Origin of the sequence: Myxococcus qinghaiensis (genome assembly GCF_024198215.1) — a bacterium.
Lineage (GTDB): Bacteria > Myxococcota > Myxococcia > Myxococcales > Myxococcaceae > Myxococcus > Myxococcus qinghaiensis.
The window spans coordinates 242,773-257,636 of record NZ_JAKCFA010000014.1; the positions used below are offsets into that span (position 1 = coordinate 242,773).

11 protein-coding genes are annotated in these 14,864 nt (G+C 68.0%); 8 read left to right on the forward strand and 3 right to left on the reverse strand.

Annotation, left to right across the window (positions count from 1 at the left end):
* The first annotated feature begins 42 nt into the window (after positions 1–42).
* Entirely contained in the window at positions 43–663 is a 621-nt protein-coding gene (locus LZ199_RS26285) for an MXAN_6652 family MXYO-CTERM-anchored protein (protein WP_253996515.1), read from the forward strand.
* A gap of 78 nt (positions 664–741) precedes the next feature.
* On the opposite strand, the gene LZ199_RS26290 is transcribed toward LZ199_RS26285, so the two are convergent.
* Positions 742–2,208 carry a hypothetical protein gene (locus LZ199_RS26290; protein WP_253996516.1) on the reverse strand — a complete coding sequence of 489 codons (1,467 nt, stop codon included), beginning with the start codon at positions 2,206–2,208 and terminating at the stop codon, positions 742–744.
* A 246-nt stretch (positions 2,209–2,454) separates the two neighbouring features.
* Here LZ199_RS26290 and LZ199_RS26295 point away from each other — a divergent pair, with 246 nt between their 5' ends.
* Positions 2,455–3,864: an amidohydrolase family protein gene (locus LZ199_RS26295; protein ID WP_256569426.1), complete on the forward strand. Its 1,410-nt coding sequence runs from the start codon at positions 2,455–2,457 to the stop codon at positions 3,862–3,864.
* A gap of 81 nt (positions 3,865–3,945) precedes the next feature.
* A complete protein-coding gene (locus LZ199_RS26300) occupies positions 3,946–4,677 on the forward strand; it encodes a TetR/AcrR family transcriptional regulator (protein WP_253996518.1) in 732 nt (243 codons plus the stop codon).
* 11 nt (positions 4,678–4,688) lie between these two features.
* On the opposite strand, the gene LZ199_RS26305 is transcribed toward LZ199_RS26300, so the two are convergent.
* The gene (locus tag LZ199_RS26305) at positions 4,689–5,948 is read right to left on the reverse strand and encodes an alpha/beta hydrolase family protein (protein WP_253996519.1); all 1,260 of its coding nucleotides are present in this window, start codon (positions 5,946–5,948) and stop codon (positions 4,689–4,691) included.
* Between the two features lie 315 nt (positions 5,949–6,263).
* A complete protein-coding gene (locus LZ199_RS26310) occupies positions 6,264–7,454 on the reverse strand; it encodes a beta-1,3-glucanase family protein (protein WP_253996520.1) in 1,191 nt (396 codons plus the stop codon).
* Between the two features lie 371 nt (positions 7,455–7,825).
* Between LZ199_RS26310 and LZ199_RS26315 the strand changes: the two genes are divergently transcribed.
* The 5 genes from LZ199_RS26315 (at position 7,826) to LZ199_RS26335 (ending at position 14,792) form a co-directional block, all read left to right on the forward strand.
* On the forward strand, positions 7,826–8,761 hold the full coding sequence (locus LZ199_RS26315) for an HNH endonuclease (protein WP_253996521.1): 936 nt from the start codon (positions 7,826–7,828) through the stop codon (positions 8,759–8,761).
* Between the two features lie 256 nt (positions 8,762–9,017).
* The gene (locus LZ199_RS26320; RefSeq protein WP_253996522.1) at positions 9,018–9,983 is read left to right on the forward strand and encodes a hypothetical protein; all 966 of its coding nucleotides are present in this window, start codon (positions 9,018–9,020) and stop codon (positions 9,981–9,983) included.
* Positions 9,984–10,033: 50 nt separating this feature from the next.
* Positions 10,034–10,810, forward strand: coding sequence for a hypothetical protein (locus LZ199_RS26325; protein WP_253996523.1), 777 nt, complete (start codon positions 10,034–10,036; stop codon positions 10,808–10,810).
* Positions 10,811–10,878: 68 nt separating this feature from the next.
* Positions 10,879–12,396, forward strand: coding sequence for a hypothetical protein (locus LZ199_RS26330; protein WP_253996524.1), 1,518 nt, complete (start codon positions 10,879–10,881; stop codon positions 12,394–12,396).
* An 8-nt stretch (positions 12,397–12,404) separates the two neighbouring features.
* The gene (locus tag LZ199_RS26335; RefSeq protein WP_253996525.1) at positions 12,405–14,792 is read left to right on the forward strand and encodes a hypothetical protein; all 2,388 of its coding nucleotides are present in this window, start codon (positions 12,405–12,407) and stop codon (positions 14,790–14,792) included.
* The last annotated feature ends 72 nt before the right edge of the window (positions 14,793–14,864 follow it).

A 14,864-nucleotide genomic window follows, 5' to 3' on the forward strand; every position in this document is an offset into this window, starting at 1 on the left:
GGGACAGCCCCCGTCACACCTGATGGTCCTCTTGGAGAATCGATGCGTCTTCTGTTCCGTCTCGCGGGCATCTTCGCGGTTTCGTCGCTGTGGTCCCTCCCGGCCTTCGCCACCAGCACCGGCATCACCGGGCATACGGGCAAGGACGGAGCGACGTGCAGCACGTGTCACAAAGGAGGCGCGCTTCCCACCGTCGCGTTCGAGGGGCCCACGAGCCTGGAGCCCGGCGCCACCGGCCAGTACAGCTTCATCATCCGGGGTGGCGCCGCGAGGACCGGAGGCGCGGATATCGCGGTGAGCAGCACCGAGGCCGTCCTCCAGGCGGGCGCCAACATGAAGAAGCTGGGAGCGGAGCTGGTCCACACCCGGCCCATGGAGTTCAGCGGCAACGAGCTGCGCTTCACCTTCTCCGTCATCGCGCCGTCCACGGACGTCACCCTCTCGCTCTTCGGCGCTGGCAACTCCGCCGACGCGGACCTCACCAGCGAGGGGGACCGGGCCGCGACCACGACGCTGTCCATCACCGTGGGCAAGGGCTCGCCCGCGGGTCCTGGCCCGGGGGACGATGATGGGGGCGGCTGCGCCGCCGCGGGCGGTGCCTCCCTGGGCGCGCTGGCGATGCTCGCCCTTCCCCTGGCACTGCGTCGTCGCCGGAAGAGCTGAGCCCCTCGCTCGAATGAAAGAGAGCCGCGCCCACCTTGGAGTGGAGCGCGGCTCTCGTGCTTCAGCGCTGACCGCGGGCTACTGGCAGCTGCCCGCCTGCAGGTAGTCGAGCAGCGAGCCACCGCCGCTCGAAGTCTCACGGCCCACCAGGCACTGGCCCGCGGAGACGGCCACGCTGGAGGTCCCGGCGGTGAGCGACAGCTCGCCCGTCACGACCTGCAGGCCGCCCTTGAAGCCGGTGGTGGTGTTGGCGCGCACCGGACGCAGGCTCGGGCCTCCGGTTCCACCGGTGAAGCGCACGCGATACGTCGCCTCCTCGTACGCGGACGGCACTTCCATCTCGGAGTCCGCCTTGAGCGGCGCCAGGAAGAAGCGCGCCACCAGGTCCACCTCCGGCTGCACGCGCACCAGCGGCAGCCCGTCATCGCCGCGCGACAGATTCAGGTCGAAGTGGCGGCCGGACTGGCTGTTGAGGTCCAGCGTGAAGAGCTTGTCGGCGCCCAGGCTCAAGAAGCTCTGCGCGTCTCCAAGCCCCACGTGGCCCACGGTGAAGTCCTTCTGGTTCTCCGTCGCCTCCAGCGTGAACGACAGGCCCGACAGGGACGCCGTCCAGTTCTTGCCCCGCAGCGCGGGCGCGACGCCCGAGTACGGCAGGCTCACCTCGGTGGTGTTCAAGTCGAGCAGGAAGCGCGCGCGCTTCGCCACGCCATCCGCCTCCAGTTCCACCAGCGGCACGGCGCGCGCCGAGGAGATGGCCAGGGTGCCATCCTCATCCGTCAGCTCCAGCCGCAGCGCCTGGAGGATGGAGCCGCTGACAATCCAGTGCTGCGCGCCCTCCTTCGTCACCTTCAGCTCCACCTGCCCCACCATCACCGTCGGCAGCGCGGCGGCCGCCTCCGCGTCGAGCTGCTGCACCGCGCTCTTCACGCCCCCCAGGTCCACGACCAGGGCGATGACCTTCGGCAGGAAGCGCAGCGACATGGGCTGGGCCTTCTTCGAACCGATGAGGAACGTCAGCTCCAGCCCGTCATCGTCCAGGGTCGTCGCGCGAATGCGCAGCTCGGACTGGTTCACGAACTTCACGCAGTCGGTGTCCGCCGCCTGGCTGCCATCGGTGCAGACATTCTCGCCCTTGAGCAGGAAGACGGTGGAGTCCCCCTCCGTCGACTCCACGTGCTCGGCGGTGAAGACGCGCTCGCGCAGATACTTCTCCAGGCGCTCGGCCTGGGCATTCGTCTCGGCCTCGTTGGAGAAGTCGGGGAGCGACGAGCCGTCCTCCTCCTCCGCCTCCTCGCTCGGGAGCGCCGGCAGGGGGACGCCCTCGAAGCCCGCGCTGAAGACGGACAGGGCCTCCTCCAGGCTGTCCACGGCGGGCAGGCCGTTCATCGTCCGTACGCTCGCGCTGACGCCTCGCACCATCTCCGCTGAACGGCTGGCGGTGACGTCCGCGACCTTCTGCGCATCGGGCGGGTTCTCGCTGTCGCATCCCGTGGCGACCAGTGCGAACACCGCGACGCCGGCGAGCCAGGACCTGGCGTTCCTCATGAACTGCTCCTTGGAAAGGGGTGTGGGTACATGTCCCCTCTTGAGCAATGCATGGGCCAAGGCCGATTCCAGATGTTTCGAGTGGTTACCTCCGTGACTGGGGGTGTAGCGCGCTGCACACCGCGACTCCGCTGTCACGGAGCCTTCGCACCTCGCGGCCTCGGCGCGCGCGTCGAGCCGGCATGGACGCACCGCGCCAATCGGCGGATTTGACTTAATATACAGCGTAAATTAATTCTCCTGGAGATGACCCAGACAGAGCGATGGCTTCTCCAAGGTGCCACCGTGGTGACGGGGGACCCGGACTTCGAAGACCTTCCGTGCGGCGATATCCTCATCGAGGACGGGCGCATCACCGCGATGGGCCGGGAGCTGCGCGTGGAGGGCTGCCGGGTGCTCCCGCTCGCCGGCAAGCTGGTGATGCCGGGGCTCATCGACACCCATCGGCACACCTGGCAGACGCCGCTGCGCGCGCTGGGCGGCGACTGGACGGTGCTCGACTACCTCGCGGCGGTCCGGGTCAAGCTCTCACCGGTCTTCCTTCCAGAGGATGTCCATGCGGGCACCCTCGCGGGGGCACTCGAGGCGCTCGACGCGGGCATCACGACGCTCGTCGACTACTCCCACTGCATCACCTCGCCAGCCCACGCGGACGCGGCCCTCCAAGGGCTCCAGGATGCGGGCATCCAGGCGCTCTTCGCCTATGGCCATGCGCAGGGCCCCTCGCCGAGTCCCGCGTTCCCCACCCCCGAGCATCGCTTCGCGGACGCGCGCCGGCTCCGTGAGGGGCCTCTCGCCTCCGACAGCGGGCGGGTGCGGCTGGGTATCGCGCTCTCCGAGATGCAGGTGCCGTGGGAGCAGAGTCGAGCGGAGCTTCTCTCCGCGCGCGAGCTGGGCGTGCCCATCACCCTGCATTGCTCGGCGTGGCCCGTCACGGGGCCGAGCGAAGTCGAGCAACTGGGCCGCGACGGACTGCTCGGCCCGGACCTCCTCTTCGTGCACTGCACGTTCAGCGGTGACGAGGACCTGGCCCGCATCGCCGACAGTGGAGGCTCCATCAGCGCCACGCCGGAGTCGGAGCTCCAGATGGGCATGGGGTTCCCCGTCGTCGGGCGCGCCCTGCGTGCGGGCGTCCGCACCACCCTGGGCTGTGATGTCGTGGCCAGCAACGGAGGCGAGCTGTTCACCGCCATGCGGCTGGCGCTCCAGTCCGAGCGAGGCCGTGCGAATGCGCTCGCGGGCCTGCCCAGGAGGCTCGACCTGAAGGCGGGCCGCATGCTCCGCATGGTGACGCAGGACGCGGCCGACGCCATCGGGCTCGGGGCCGTCACGGGCTCCCTTCGTCCCGGGAAGTGGGCGGACCTGGTGGTGCTCTCCGCCGACGCCCTGAACATGACGCCGCTGGGCCGGCCTCGTGATGCGGTGGTGATGCAGGCGCACGCGGGGAACGTCGAGTCGGTGATGGTTCGCGGCCAGCTCGTGAAGCACCAGGGGGTCCTCCTCGGAACGGATGTGGCCGCCGTCCGGCGGAAGGTCTTGCGAGCGCGTGATGCGGTGCTCGAACGCGTCGGTGGGCTGTCCGCGCTCCTCGCGGACCAGGCGGCGCTCCAGGAACACTGGAACCTGGGGGACGGACTCGCTGACGATGCGGGGTGAAGAACCCGTTTGCGCGTCTCGCGGAGCCGACTACGTTGGCCCGCGCCGTGGTGTGGCTCGCGCGGCGGCGGGAGGAGTGGGATGGCTGGTCGCGAAGCTCCGGAGGGACAGAAGGCGAAGAAGGCGATTGGCCGCCCCCCTCGGCTGTCCCTCCCGCTGGTCACCGAGGCCGCCACGGAGCTCGTGCGGGAGAGCGGGCTGAGGAAGCTCTCGATGCGCGCCGTGGCGGAGCGAATCGGCGCGACGCCCATGGCGCTCTACAACCACGTCGGCGACCGCGAGGAGCTGGTGTCGCGCGTGGTGGAGCACATCTTCGAGCAGCTCGTGCTTCCCGACACCACCCTCGCGCCGCTCGACTGGCTGCGAGAGGTCGCGCTGCGCGTTCGCATGCTCGGCCTGGCCCACTGGGGCGTGATGGACTACCTCCTGGAGGAAGGCCCGGCCGTGCACGGAGCGCTCCTCGTGCTGGAGCGCACCGTCAGCATGCTCCATGACGCGGGGGTGCCCTGGAGCGAGGCCGGGGACCTGCACAACACGTTCTTCTCCTGGCTCGCGGGCACCATCCGCCGCCAGGAGCAGTGGGCCGCCAGGGACAACGGTGCGTCCCCTCCCCTTCAGCGCTTCCACAGCGCGGCCCTGGCCCTTCCCGCCAAGGACTACCCTGGCGTGAAGCACACCCTGTCTCGCATGCGGGCGCTGGATGTCGATGCGGAGTTCGAGAACAGCCTCGACTTCATGCTGGAGGGAATCGGCCGACGCATCCAGCGACATCAGGACGAGGCCCGACCCGTGAAGAAGCCTCGCCGGAGATAGCGCGGCGGCGGTCAGTGCGTGCGGACGCGGGCGAGCCGGTCGGCGAAGAAGTCGAACATGCGCAGGTCCGTGAGCGTCCTGCCCAAGGGCTGGCAGTGGGAGTCCGCCCCTTCCTCGCGGGTGAAGCGGACGCGCTCCTTGTCGCCACGCAGCGCCTGGAACAGGGCCTCCGCCTGGCCTGGCCAGAACTGCTCGCCCTCCGGGTCGAGGACGAGCATGGGGGTGCGGATGCGCTCCACGACGTCGCGCAGGTGGTAGCGCAGCACCTGGGAGAACGTGTCGAACGGCGTCCCGGTGCCGTAGGGTCTGCTCCGGAAGGCCATGACGCGGGCCATGACAGGGTCCGCCTCCACTTCGCGCATCGCCTCGTTGAACGGCTCCCGCGCTCCCGCGTGCAGCAGCGCGATGAGCTCCGGCGGCAGGTGTGACGTCCACGACGTGGACACGTCCATCACTCCCGGGTCCACCACGGCGGCGATGAAGCGAGGCTCGAAGGCCAGGGCACGAGGAAGCCAGTAGCCACCCTGACTGATGCCGTAGGCCAGCAACCTCCGTGCATCCACATCCGGGCGGGACACCAGCGTGTCCACGACAGGAGTGAGCACCGCCTCCCAGTCCGGTCGGAAGGCAATGCCCTGCTCGAACAGCAGCGATTGCTGGCCTGGGCCGTCATACACGAAGGCATTGAAGCCCCGTCGCAGCGCTCCCGAGGCGCCCGTGCCCCACAGCGACGTGAGCGAGCCGTCACTGCCATTGGTCAGCACGAGCGTCGGCCGCGCCGCGCCCGAGGCATCTGGACGGAGGAGGTAGCCGGGCAGCGTCCCCTCCTCGTAGGGAACCTCCACCCGGAGGAAGCAGCCCTCGGAGTAGGCCACGACCGCGTCCCAGCACCGTCGATGGAGGGCGAAGGTCGGCGCCAGGACGCCGGGGTCCGCCAGGCCCGTGACGAAGGCGAGCGCGCGCGAGTAGGCCTCCGACGCGGCCAGGAAGAACCACCGAGCGCTCTCCTCATGTCCGGAGGCCGCGCTCGACTCCGCCTGGGCACGCAGCCGCTCCGCGGAAGCCTTCCAGGCCTGGAACCACCCTTCCGCGCTCCCCTCTTCGATGGACTCGAGCGTCACGAGCACGCCGCCGATATCGCCCACCCCCTGCGACGCGAGCCCCAGGGCCATCCGCGCCTCGAAATCGAAGTCGGGGTCCGCGAAGAAGCGCGCGGGAATGCCGCTGTCCCGCGTGCCGTGAGGCAGGGGCGCTGTTGTCTCCTCGCTCATGGGGTCCTCGCTCCCATCCAACCTGGACGGGAAACGTCATATCCCCGAGGACCGCATTCAAGCGGACGGCCCGACGGACGGGCGCCCGAGCTTCCAGGCGCCCGGAGCAGGTGCGCTCACGGCCGTCGGGCAGGCGCCTCCCTCAGTTCACGCACTCGAACTCGTCGTCGCCATTCCAGGACTGGAGCCAATAGCCGCACCCGGCGGTGACCCAGGCTCCGCTCGACGGCTTCGTCGTTGCGGGCCAGGGCCAGGGCCGGTGCCCCCAGCTCCAGCCCGCCGCGACGAAGCCGTTCGAGGTCTCTCTATCGGCCGTCAGAAGGCCTCGAGGGTGATGGTCGCCCTCGTGGGCTGCCGCGAGACGGTGAACGAGCTTCCGTCGCAGTTGTCGTCGTTGCCGAGCGCATATGCGCGGCCGTCGATGGCGTTGGCGTGCACCACGCGGGCGTAGTGATTCGTGAGGCCCTTCCAGGGCTGGTAGCTGTCCCGCAGGGTCTCCTTGCACGCCTCGGTTCCGCTGATGACGCCCAGACGGTCCTGCGCTAGCAGCACCGTTCGATTGAGCGCAGGGGCGAGCGCGCCTTGAATCTGGGAGCCGTGAAGGCCCCCGCCCTCCTGGGCGTTGACCTGGTTTGCGAACACCTGAAAGGTCGTCGGCTTCGAGAACGCTGGCTGCACGCTCCCGGCGACGGCCGCTTGCTGGAAGACAAACTGGCCCGAGGCCTCGACGGACCCGACGAAATACACCCCGGCTTCGACTTCGACCCCCAGGCGATGGGGGCCGCTGGCCGCGTAGTACTCCCATACCGCGTCGATGTACGGGTCGAAGTACGTCGGGCTGAACGCACCGTTCTCGATGCCGTGAAACGGCGCGATGGCGACGATGTCCTGCCCGCCATTCTGGATGACGAGCTTCTCCCACCCGGGGGTGGCCTTGAGTTCCGACAGGATTTTCGAGCGCGCGCCAGCCTTGAAGCCGACCTCGTCTCCGCCGGGCGCATCCTTGCCGTACACACTCAGCGACATGGGGAGGCCGACCATGTCCACCTGCGTGAGGTTCGCATTGAAGCCCGTCATCGGGTCCTTCGGCAGGTTGACGAACTCCCACCAGTCGAAGAGCGTTCCGAAGTTGTCGCCGTGGGTGCTCCAGCCGTTCGGCGTCGTGTTGTTGAAGTAGGGCGAGCCGATGATGCGGGCCGCCTTCATCTTCAGCTTGTCCTTGACCGAGAAGTACATGCGCGCGCCGCCGTTGAGCGCGGGCAGCAGCATCTTCCCCCCATCGGTTCCGGTCCCCAGGTTGATGCCGTAGTCGAGGAGTCCGTTCTTCTCGTCGCCCGGCTCAATCTGCTGGAGCGCGCCGGTCCTCGCGTCGGCCAGGCGATACCACGGGTGGAATCGCCCCTCTCCCGGACTGTCTGGCTGCTGCTGTCCAGTGGTCACGAGCCAGATATCGCTGTCCGCATAGGGAGTCTTGTTCACGATTTGAATCGGAAGTGTGTCTGCCATGAAGAGGCCCTCGCGAGAGTGGAATGGAGACGTCTCCGGCCACGTACCCACGAGCAGGCCAGGCGCGGGATTGTCGAGCGGCCTCTGAACAGGGTTCAAGGTGTGGGAATTCGCGGGAGCAAGCCGGCCTCCGAGGGCACCCGGTCCGAGGACATGGAGCCAATCCCAGGCGGTGGATGCACTGACAGGACCCTGAGTGGCCATGCGCCCGTGCGTTGGCGCGAGACAAGACTTCGGCGCGCTACCTCGTCAGAGGTGCGCGCGCACCACGGGACTGCCGTGACAAGACCACGGCATCTCGGCCCCCCAGGACGGCAACCTGGTAGCCTGGTCAGACCCCGGTGCCGTCCCTGACCCGGTGCCGGGTGCCCATGTCCCAGGACCCTGACTGGCCCATCCGTTTCGCCGCCATCAACGCCTTGCAGGAACGGGTGCGTCGACATGGCGACGTCCTGTCTTGGGACGTCATCAATATGGGCTTCTCCTTCAAGGGGGAGACGCTCTACTTCGCGAACCGGGCGCGCGGCATCTTCTGGCCTCGACAGATGCGCGAGTCCGCCCTCTCCATCAAGACCACGGTGCCGCGCCAGGGACGCGAGGCCCGATATGACGACCTGCCGTCGGACGAGGGATTCGACTACCGGTTCCAGGGAGAGGATGTCGAGGGGCGCGACAACCGACGCCTCGTGCGCGCCATGGAGCTGGATGCGCCTCTCATCTACTTCTACGGAATCGAACCTGGTCTCTACGCCCCCATCTGGCCCGTCTACATCTCAGGCGTGGACCTGACTGCCAAGTCCTTCACGGTGTCCTCTGGCCCACCTGGAGCACAGGTGCGAGCACCGGGGAGCTATGTGGCGGACCCGAAGCTGCTCACCCTGGAGCGTCGCTACACGACGGTAGAGGTGAAGAAGCGACTGCACCAGGTAGCCTTTCGTCAGCATGTCCTTCACGCCTACGAGCAGCGCTGCGCCGTCTGCCGCTTTCCGCGCAGGGAGCTGCTAGACGCAGCCCACATCCTCCCGGACCGGGACGTGCGCGGCCGTCCCGAGGTCGCCAACGGCCTGTCGCTCTGCAAGCTCCACCACGGCGCGTTCGACGCGGACCTGATGGGCATCCGCCCCGATGGCATCATCGAAATCGCGCAGCGATTGATGGATGAGCACGACGGACCCACGCTGGAGCACGGACTCAAGGGCTTCGCGGGCAAGCCGCTGGGAATCCTGCCCCTGCATCCCGCGCAGCGTCCTCGACCGGAGTACCTCGAAGAGCGCTATGAGCTCTTCCGCAGCACCCGGGACTCGTGACGGCGAGCACTGACTCCCTCCGTCAGGACTGAACGATTTCACCGTTCAATGCCTTTCCGCAGGCAGCTCCTCTCCGTCTCAAGCTCTCAATCTCAGTCAAGTCGAGACGCACGTGGCGGCCCGGCAGGCAGCCACGTGCGTTGTCGTGTCCGTGGGCCAGAACCAACATCCGCCCATGCGCGCGTATAGCCGTGGGGGCTCATTTCCACGGGTTTTTCCGGGTGCCGGCCGGATGCCCGCCCATGCACAAGCCATCATGAATGCCAGACTCGCACTCGCCGCAGGCGTCCTCTCCTCCTTCGTGTGGAGCGCGCCCGCGCTCGCCGAAACCACGACGGTGGACCTCATCTCGCCGTCCCACTGCACGATGGGGAACGGGCGCCTCAGCCGCTGCTCCATTCCCACCCAGACACTGACCGCCACGGACTTCGCCACCGCCGTCCCGCTGCGCACCATCCTCCGGCGCGTGATGACAGGGAACTGCTCCACGCAGTTCCCCCTGGAGGTGACGCTGACGCCTCCGGGCACGCCCGCCACCCGCTACACCTTCATGTCGACTCCGGAGGTCACCCTCCGGGATTTGGACCGGGAGCTGATTGCCTCCCTGGAGCTCAAGGACTCCTCCGCGTGGACGGGCACCGCCGCGTTCGCCGACACCTGCCGCGTCTCCCTCAGCATCACCTGGAACGAGGTGGACGTGGACAACGCCACCCAGGCCCAGGACATCCTCCAGGCGCTCCAGGCGGCGCTGACCACGAAGACGACGCAGCGCGACCACCTGGCCAGCCTCGTCGAGTACAGCGCCGCGTTCGACTTCATGAAGACGCTCGCCAACAGCTTCCTCGTGGACCTCACCAATGAGACGGCGCATGCCCTGCACGTCCAGGGACAGGAAGCCGCCCCCATCATCTTCAAGGCGGCCATGGGCTGCGCGGGCGTGCTCAACGACGAGGAGGCCGGCATACTCGCCAACTTCTACTTCGTCCTGGGCTCGCTGAGCGACCCGACGAAGTACCACCACCCGGATGGCTCGCCGAAGACGCTGGAGGAGCTCATCGGCCCCGAGGCGCTCCCCGTCATCCAGAAGCTCTCCGCGCTCTCCGCGGCCGGCGCGAAGGAGCAATACCAGGCGCAGTACCAGGTGGCCGCGCAAGAAGCCGCCGCCGCCCAGGCGAAGCTCGACCTGGCCCGGGCGCAGCTCGCCCCCTGGGTGACGCCCTGAGCGTCCCCGTCCTCAACCCCTCTCACCAAGACATCTTCCAAGGAAACACCATGAAACTCCCCATCCAGGGAATGGCCCTCTTTTGCCTGCTCGCGGCCACCGCGTGCGGCGCTCCTCCGGACGGCGGCCCTGAAGAACAGGCCCCGCTCGACACCACCACCCAGGAGCTCCCGTGCTCGACGTGCGAGCCGGTGGGAGACCCGCCTCCGCCCATCATCGTGCATGGCTATGAAATCAACCTGCCGCTGCTGCGTCCGGACATGATGCCGGCGGGCTGGTGCTACTGGGCGCTCGACCAGTACGGCGGCAAGTTCGCCCCGTGCACCGGCGCCAGCCGGGCCACCATGGACTGGCGCGGAGGCAACGCCGTCTTCAACGCGACCTACAACTCCTGGTACGACTCCTACTCCCTCTACTACGGCCGCGTCGACGTGCGAGTCGATGCGGTGGATGCCTTTGTCCCCATCGCACAGACGCTCGGCTACTACCAGCATCCGCAGGACGTGCCGGGCCTCGTCCGTGGCTCCGTCGAGCTGCTCATCCCCAACCAGCCGGGGATTCCCTCTCCGGCCCAGAGCGAAGTCCTCCTGAGCCTCCAGCGGCAGGATGGCGCCACCTGGGTGGACCTCGCGACCAGTCGCATCAACATCACCAACCTCCGGCAGATGCACGAACTCCAGGCGCTCGTGCTCCCCAACCAGAACGTGCGGTTCCAGGTCAGCGTCAAGGGACGGCCCGACCACCAGAACACCTACTTCCTCTGGAAGGTCCGGATGTTTGGCGCGCAGTGCTACCCGGACTTCGCCAACGGCGGAGGCTGTCTCTAGCCCGCGCTCCCGAGCGTGAAAGGACTCGAATCATGGGAGACCCAAGAATGACCCAGACACAGAGAAGCATGAGGAGACGCGTCCTCGGTGCGCTGATGCTCACCCTGGGCGCCACCGGCTGCGGCACGAGCGAAAGCGCTCCGCCCCCGCCTGAAACCCAGGCCCCCGTCGCCGACACCACCAGCCCCCTGGCCTCCGAGCAGGTCTGCGTGGAGGTCTATTTCTGGGCGAAGGGCAGGACGCTGTGCAAGCCCCGAGGCACCAGCATCGATTCGCTCCTGAGCGAGTTCAAGCCCACGCAGGAGGCCCTCTGCAACACCTTCACGGACCCGGAGCTTCACTCGCAATGCAAGTCGAAGCCGCCCTACGTCTTCGCTCCCGCTGGCGATAGCGCCAACCCCAGCATCTGGGTGCAGCGCACCGAGGAGGTCCAGGGCTACTTCCGGCTGTCCCTCGGCGCGTCCATGGCCATCTACGAGACCAGCCTGGAGAAGATGGAGAGCGTCGGTGAGGACATGGTGGGGCCCTCCCAGAGCGAGCTCGACCGCAGGAACAAGCGCCGCACCGATGCCCGCGCTCGCGTGGGTGACGGACTGAAGGCGCGGGCCACGGCCGAACAGCGCGCCGCCAGCGCGGAGCTGGCGACCCAGCGCGAGACGCTGGAGGAGTACAAGCACCACTTCGCGTCCTACCAGCTCGCCCTGGAGGCGCTGGAGCCGCAGGTCACCACCACCCTGGCCGCCTTCGTCACGTACCGCGACGGCGAGGCCGCTGTCTTCGCGCAGCTCGAGGACATCGCGACCCGCGCCTCCGCCGCGACGCTCGCGCAGTTGGGCGCGCTCCAGGTGGAGCTGGTGGACCTGAGCCGCACGGAGAGCCAGCGCCCGCAGCAGCTCCAGATGGACGCACGGCGGCTGGTCCATGCGATGGGGCAGATTCACGCCCGGCACCTGCTTGCCACCGAGCCCTTCGCGGCCTTCCTCACGCAGAACAACCTGCCGCGGGTGAACCTCACCGAGCGCTCCGCCATCGTCCTCAACAACATCTCCAGCTATGCGGATGCACGGTATGCCCGTGTCGCCACGGCCGTGGCGAAGCTGCTGGAGGGCATGCGGCTGCGCCGGGGCGCGCTCGTGACGTCCCAGGCGAACGCGGCCACCCGGCAGACGCTCGCCACCGCGGCGACGCTCAAGGCCTCCGAGGCCTTCCTGGCCAATGCCAACCAGCGGACCACCGCGCTGTGGCAGCTGCCGCCCCGCAGCAGGAACCTGAAGTACTTCTTCCTTGCGGGCAAGCACGTCGACTTCGAGAGCATCCTCCAGCTCGAGCCGCTGTGCGCCAACGTCTCCACCACCTCCACGCCCTGGATGGAGACGGGCTGCATTGCCCTGCGCAGGCAGTTCACCAGCGCCCGCAACTACCTGAACACGACGCTTCCCAACATGGTGCGGCTCAACGTCACCAACATGCGGAGGGCCGGTGTCTCCGAGGCGCTCCTCGTGGACGTGGAGACCCACCTCAACAACGCCAATCTCCGTCAGGCAGTGCTCGCGCATGATGTCGCGCTGCGCTCCTCGGACCTGTGAGGCCCGCCATGACTTCATCCATCCTTCGGGCACTCGCCCTGCTGCTGTCCTGGGCGGTCCTCGCGCCCGCCACCGCGCGCGCCGCCACCTACCGCGACTATCTGATTGCCTGGCAGTCCACGTCCTACCGCAGCGAAGGCAGCTGCCAGGACACCAGCCGGCTCCATCAGGAGGGGCAGGCCAACTTCTCCATCAACGCGATGCCGCTGCCGACCCGGACGATTCCCGGCCACTACCGGGTCGACTCCCACGGCAACGACACCAACATCTTCGGAGCGCCGTTCAACGCCACGCTGCTGCGCTGGGGTCCCAACCAGTTCTACTTCAACGTCATGCTCGCGCAGCCCGACCAGAGCTGCGTCATCACCGATGACATCGTGCAGCTGGAGACCGGTGGGCTGACGGCCCGGCCGCTCTTCCTCGTCAAGCGCCGGGGCACCGCCTATTCGGGCACCACGTCGGTGGCGCTCGACCTGAAGGAGATCAACCCCCGCCTGTCGGAGAACCTGGCCAACCTCGAGAGGGTGCTGGAGGACCGCAAGTGGCAGTTGTTGAGCATCCACGGGGACCTCGCGCGGGCCCAGGCGGAGCTGGACCTGCTCGCCGAGCTGAAGGGCGAAATCGACGAGCTGTCCAAGCGCCCGCTCGACTCCATCACCGAGGCGGACCTCAACGACATCCTGTCGCGCTACGGCGGCGTGGACCCGCGCGTCCTCAGCCAGCTCCAGCAGCTGCTGCGGGACTTGAAGGAAGACCTGGCGGCGCTCCGCACGGAGATCGACCGCATCATGTCCGACTTCCGAGGGCAGATGGGCGGGCTGGATGACTGGCTCGCCGGGACACCTCCCACGGGCTCGCCGGACCTGGGCGACTCGGGGACGTATGACCCGGACCTGGACCCCGGCTCCATCCCCGACGTGGAGACGCCGGACCTGGACGTGGGCGACGACTTCGACCCGGACAACGACCCCTACCTCGCCTATGCGACGCAGGTGCTGCAGCAACTGGAGACCACGCGGAGCGCGGGCGTGGTGGTCAACCGCAGCGGCTTCATGACCATCGTCCGGAGCTGGAGGCAGAACCAGGGCATCTTCGAGAAGGCCATCCAGAGCCGCGCCAGCGTGTCCATGGAGGAGGTCGGTGCGTTCATCAACGCCCGCGACATGGTGTGGAACGTCGTGCGCGAGTCCATGGACGAGGCCGGCTGGTTCCTCGACACCCCGGTGCGCCCGTCGACGAAGGCGCTCATCGCCTACCTGCGCAAGCGCCCCGAGGCCGCGCACCAGGCCGATGGCCTCCAGTCCAACCTCAACCTCTGGCAGGGCGACGCGCCGACGGCGCAGCAGAACGAAATCCTCAACACGCTCGACGGGCTCCACGGCGGCTGGCAGTCCGTGGAGGACGGCGCGGCGGTGGAGGACCCGAGCATCATCTCCACGCTGCTGAGCATCGGCGACTCGGCCCAGGTCATCATCAAGGAGGTGGCGCTCTTCGGCGTCGGCATGACGCCCGTCGGTGACTTCATCGACTTCTGCGAGGTCATCACCGGCTGGGAGACGTGCATGCCCAACGGGACGCAGCTGTCCACGGGCGAGCGCGTGTTCACCGCCATGGGCATGGTCGTCGGCACCGGCCGGTTCTGGCGCGCCGTCGGCAACGCGGTGACGCCGGTGGGCAAGGTCGTGGCTGACCGCTGCGAGGCGCTCATCAAGCGCTGGTACGACATCCCCGACAAGGTGAAGCGCGAGGAGCTGGTGGAGCGGCTGGGCCAGGAAGCCATCGACCATGTGGATGGCCTGTCAGGCAAGGACGTGGAGCGACTCCTCAATGGCCTGGGAGACTCCGCTGTCCAGCGCCTGGCCAAGCACCTCAAGAAGGCCGGACTGCTCCAGTTGGAGAAGCTGTCGATGCTCCAGATTCCCGCCGCGAAGAGGAGTCACGCGGTGGCCAACGGCGGGCACGTCAAGAGCATGGGCACCATGAAGGGCAAGACGGTGGCCCAGCTGGAGGCCGAGCTCCAGGCCCGGGGCTTCACGAAGAACGCGGACGGAAACTGGGTGCACGACGACTTCTCCGTGGTCCGCATCTCCCCGGGGACGTCGACGAAGCCGCCGTACTTCCGGCGGGAAATCACCACCGTGAAGGGAAACACCAACCGGGACGCCATCGCGGTCAAGGTGACGGGCGTCACCATCGAGGATGACCTCGGGAGTGTCGAGTACGTCTTCAGCCTGCCCGAGTGGGCGGACGACACCATCGGCGTGAGCAAGCAGATACGCAACTGGTTCGCGTCCATGGTGAACCGCAGCCCCAATGATTTGGACGAGTTCGGCCAGGAGCTGCTGGAGCTGGAGAAGTACTGGGGCAAGCAGACGCACTTCGACCTGGAGCCGTAGTGCATGATGACCGACCCGAGGCCACCTGGGAGCATGCGGGGGGCCTCGGGGTTTCGACGCGAGGTGGTGTGG

Excerpts from the sequence above, each read along its gene's own strand:
- LZ199_RS26305 (WP_253996519.1), bottom strand. The coding sequence starts at position 5,948 with ATGAGCGAGGAGACAACAGCGCCCCTGCCTCACGGCACGCGGGACAGC.
- LZ199_RS26335 (WP_253996525.1), top strand. The coding sequence starts at position 12,405 with ATGACTTCATCCATCCTTCGGGCACTCGCCCTGCTGCTGTCCTGGGCG.
- LZ199_RS26285 (WP_253996515.1), top strand. The coding sequence starts at position 43 with ATGCGTCTTCTGTTCCGTCTCGCGGGCATCTTCGCGGTTTCGTCGCTG.
- LZ199_RS26300 (WP_253996518.1), top strand. The coding sequence starts at position 3,946 with ATGGCTGGTCGCGAAGCTCCGGAGGGACAGAAGGCGAAGAAGGCGATT.
- LZ199_RS26330 (WP_253996524.1), top strand. The coding sequence starts at position 10,879 with ATGAGGAGACGCGTCCTCGGTGCGCTGATGCTCACCCTGGGCGCCACC.
- LZ199_RS26315 (WP_253996521.1), top strand. The coding sequence starts at position 7,826 with ATGTCCCAGGACCCTGACTGGCCCATCCGTTTCGCCGCCATCAACGCC.
- LZ199_RS26320 (WP_253996522.1), top strand. The coding sequence starts at position 9,018 with ATGAATGCCAGACTCGCACTCGCCGCAGGCGTCCTCTCCTCCTTCGTG.
- LZ199_RS26310 (WP_253996520.1), bottom strand. The coding sequence starts at position 7,454 with ATGGCAGACACACTTCCGATTCAAATCGTGAACAAGACTCCCTATGCG.
- LZ199_RS26295 (WP_256569426.1), top strand. The coding sequence starts at position 2,455 with ATGACCCAGACAGAGCGATGGCTTCTCCAAGGTGCCACCGTGGTGACG.
- LZ199_RS26290 (WP_253996516.1), bottom strand. The coding sequence starts at position 2,208 with ATGAGGAACGCCAGGTCCTGGCTCGCCGGCGTCGCGGTGTTCGCACTG.
- LZ199_RS26325 (WP_253996523.1), top strand. The coding sequence starts at position 10,034 with ATGAAACTCCCCATCCAGGGAATGGCCCTCTTTTGCCTGCTCGCGGCC.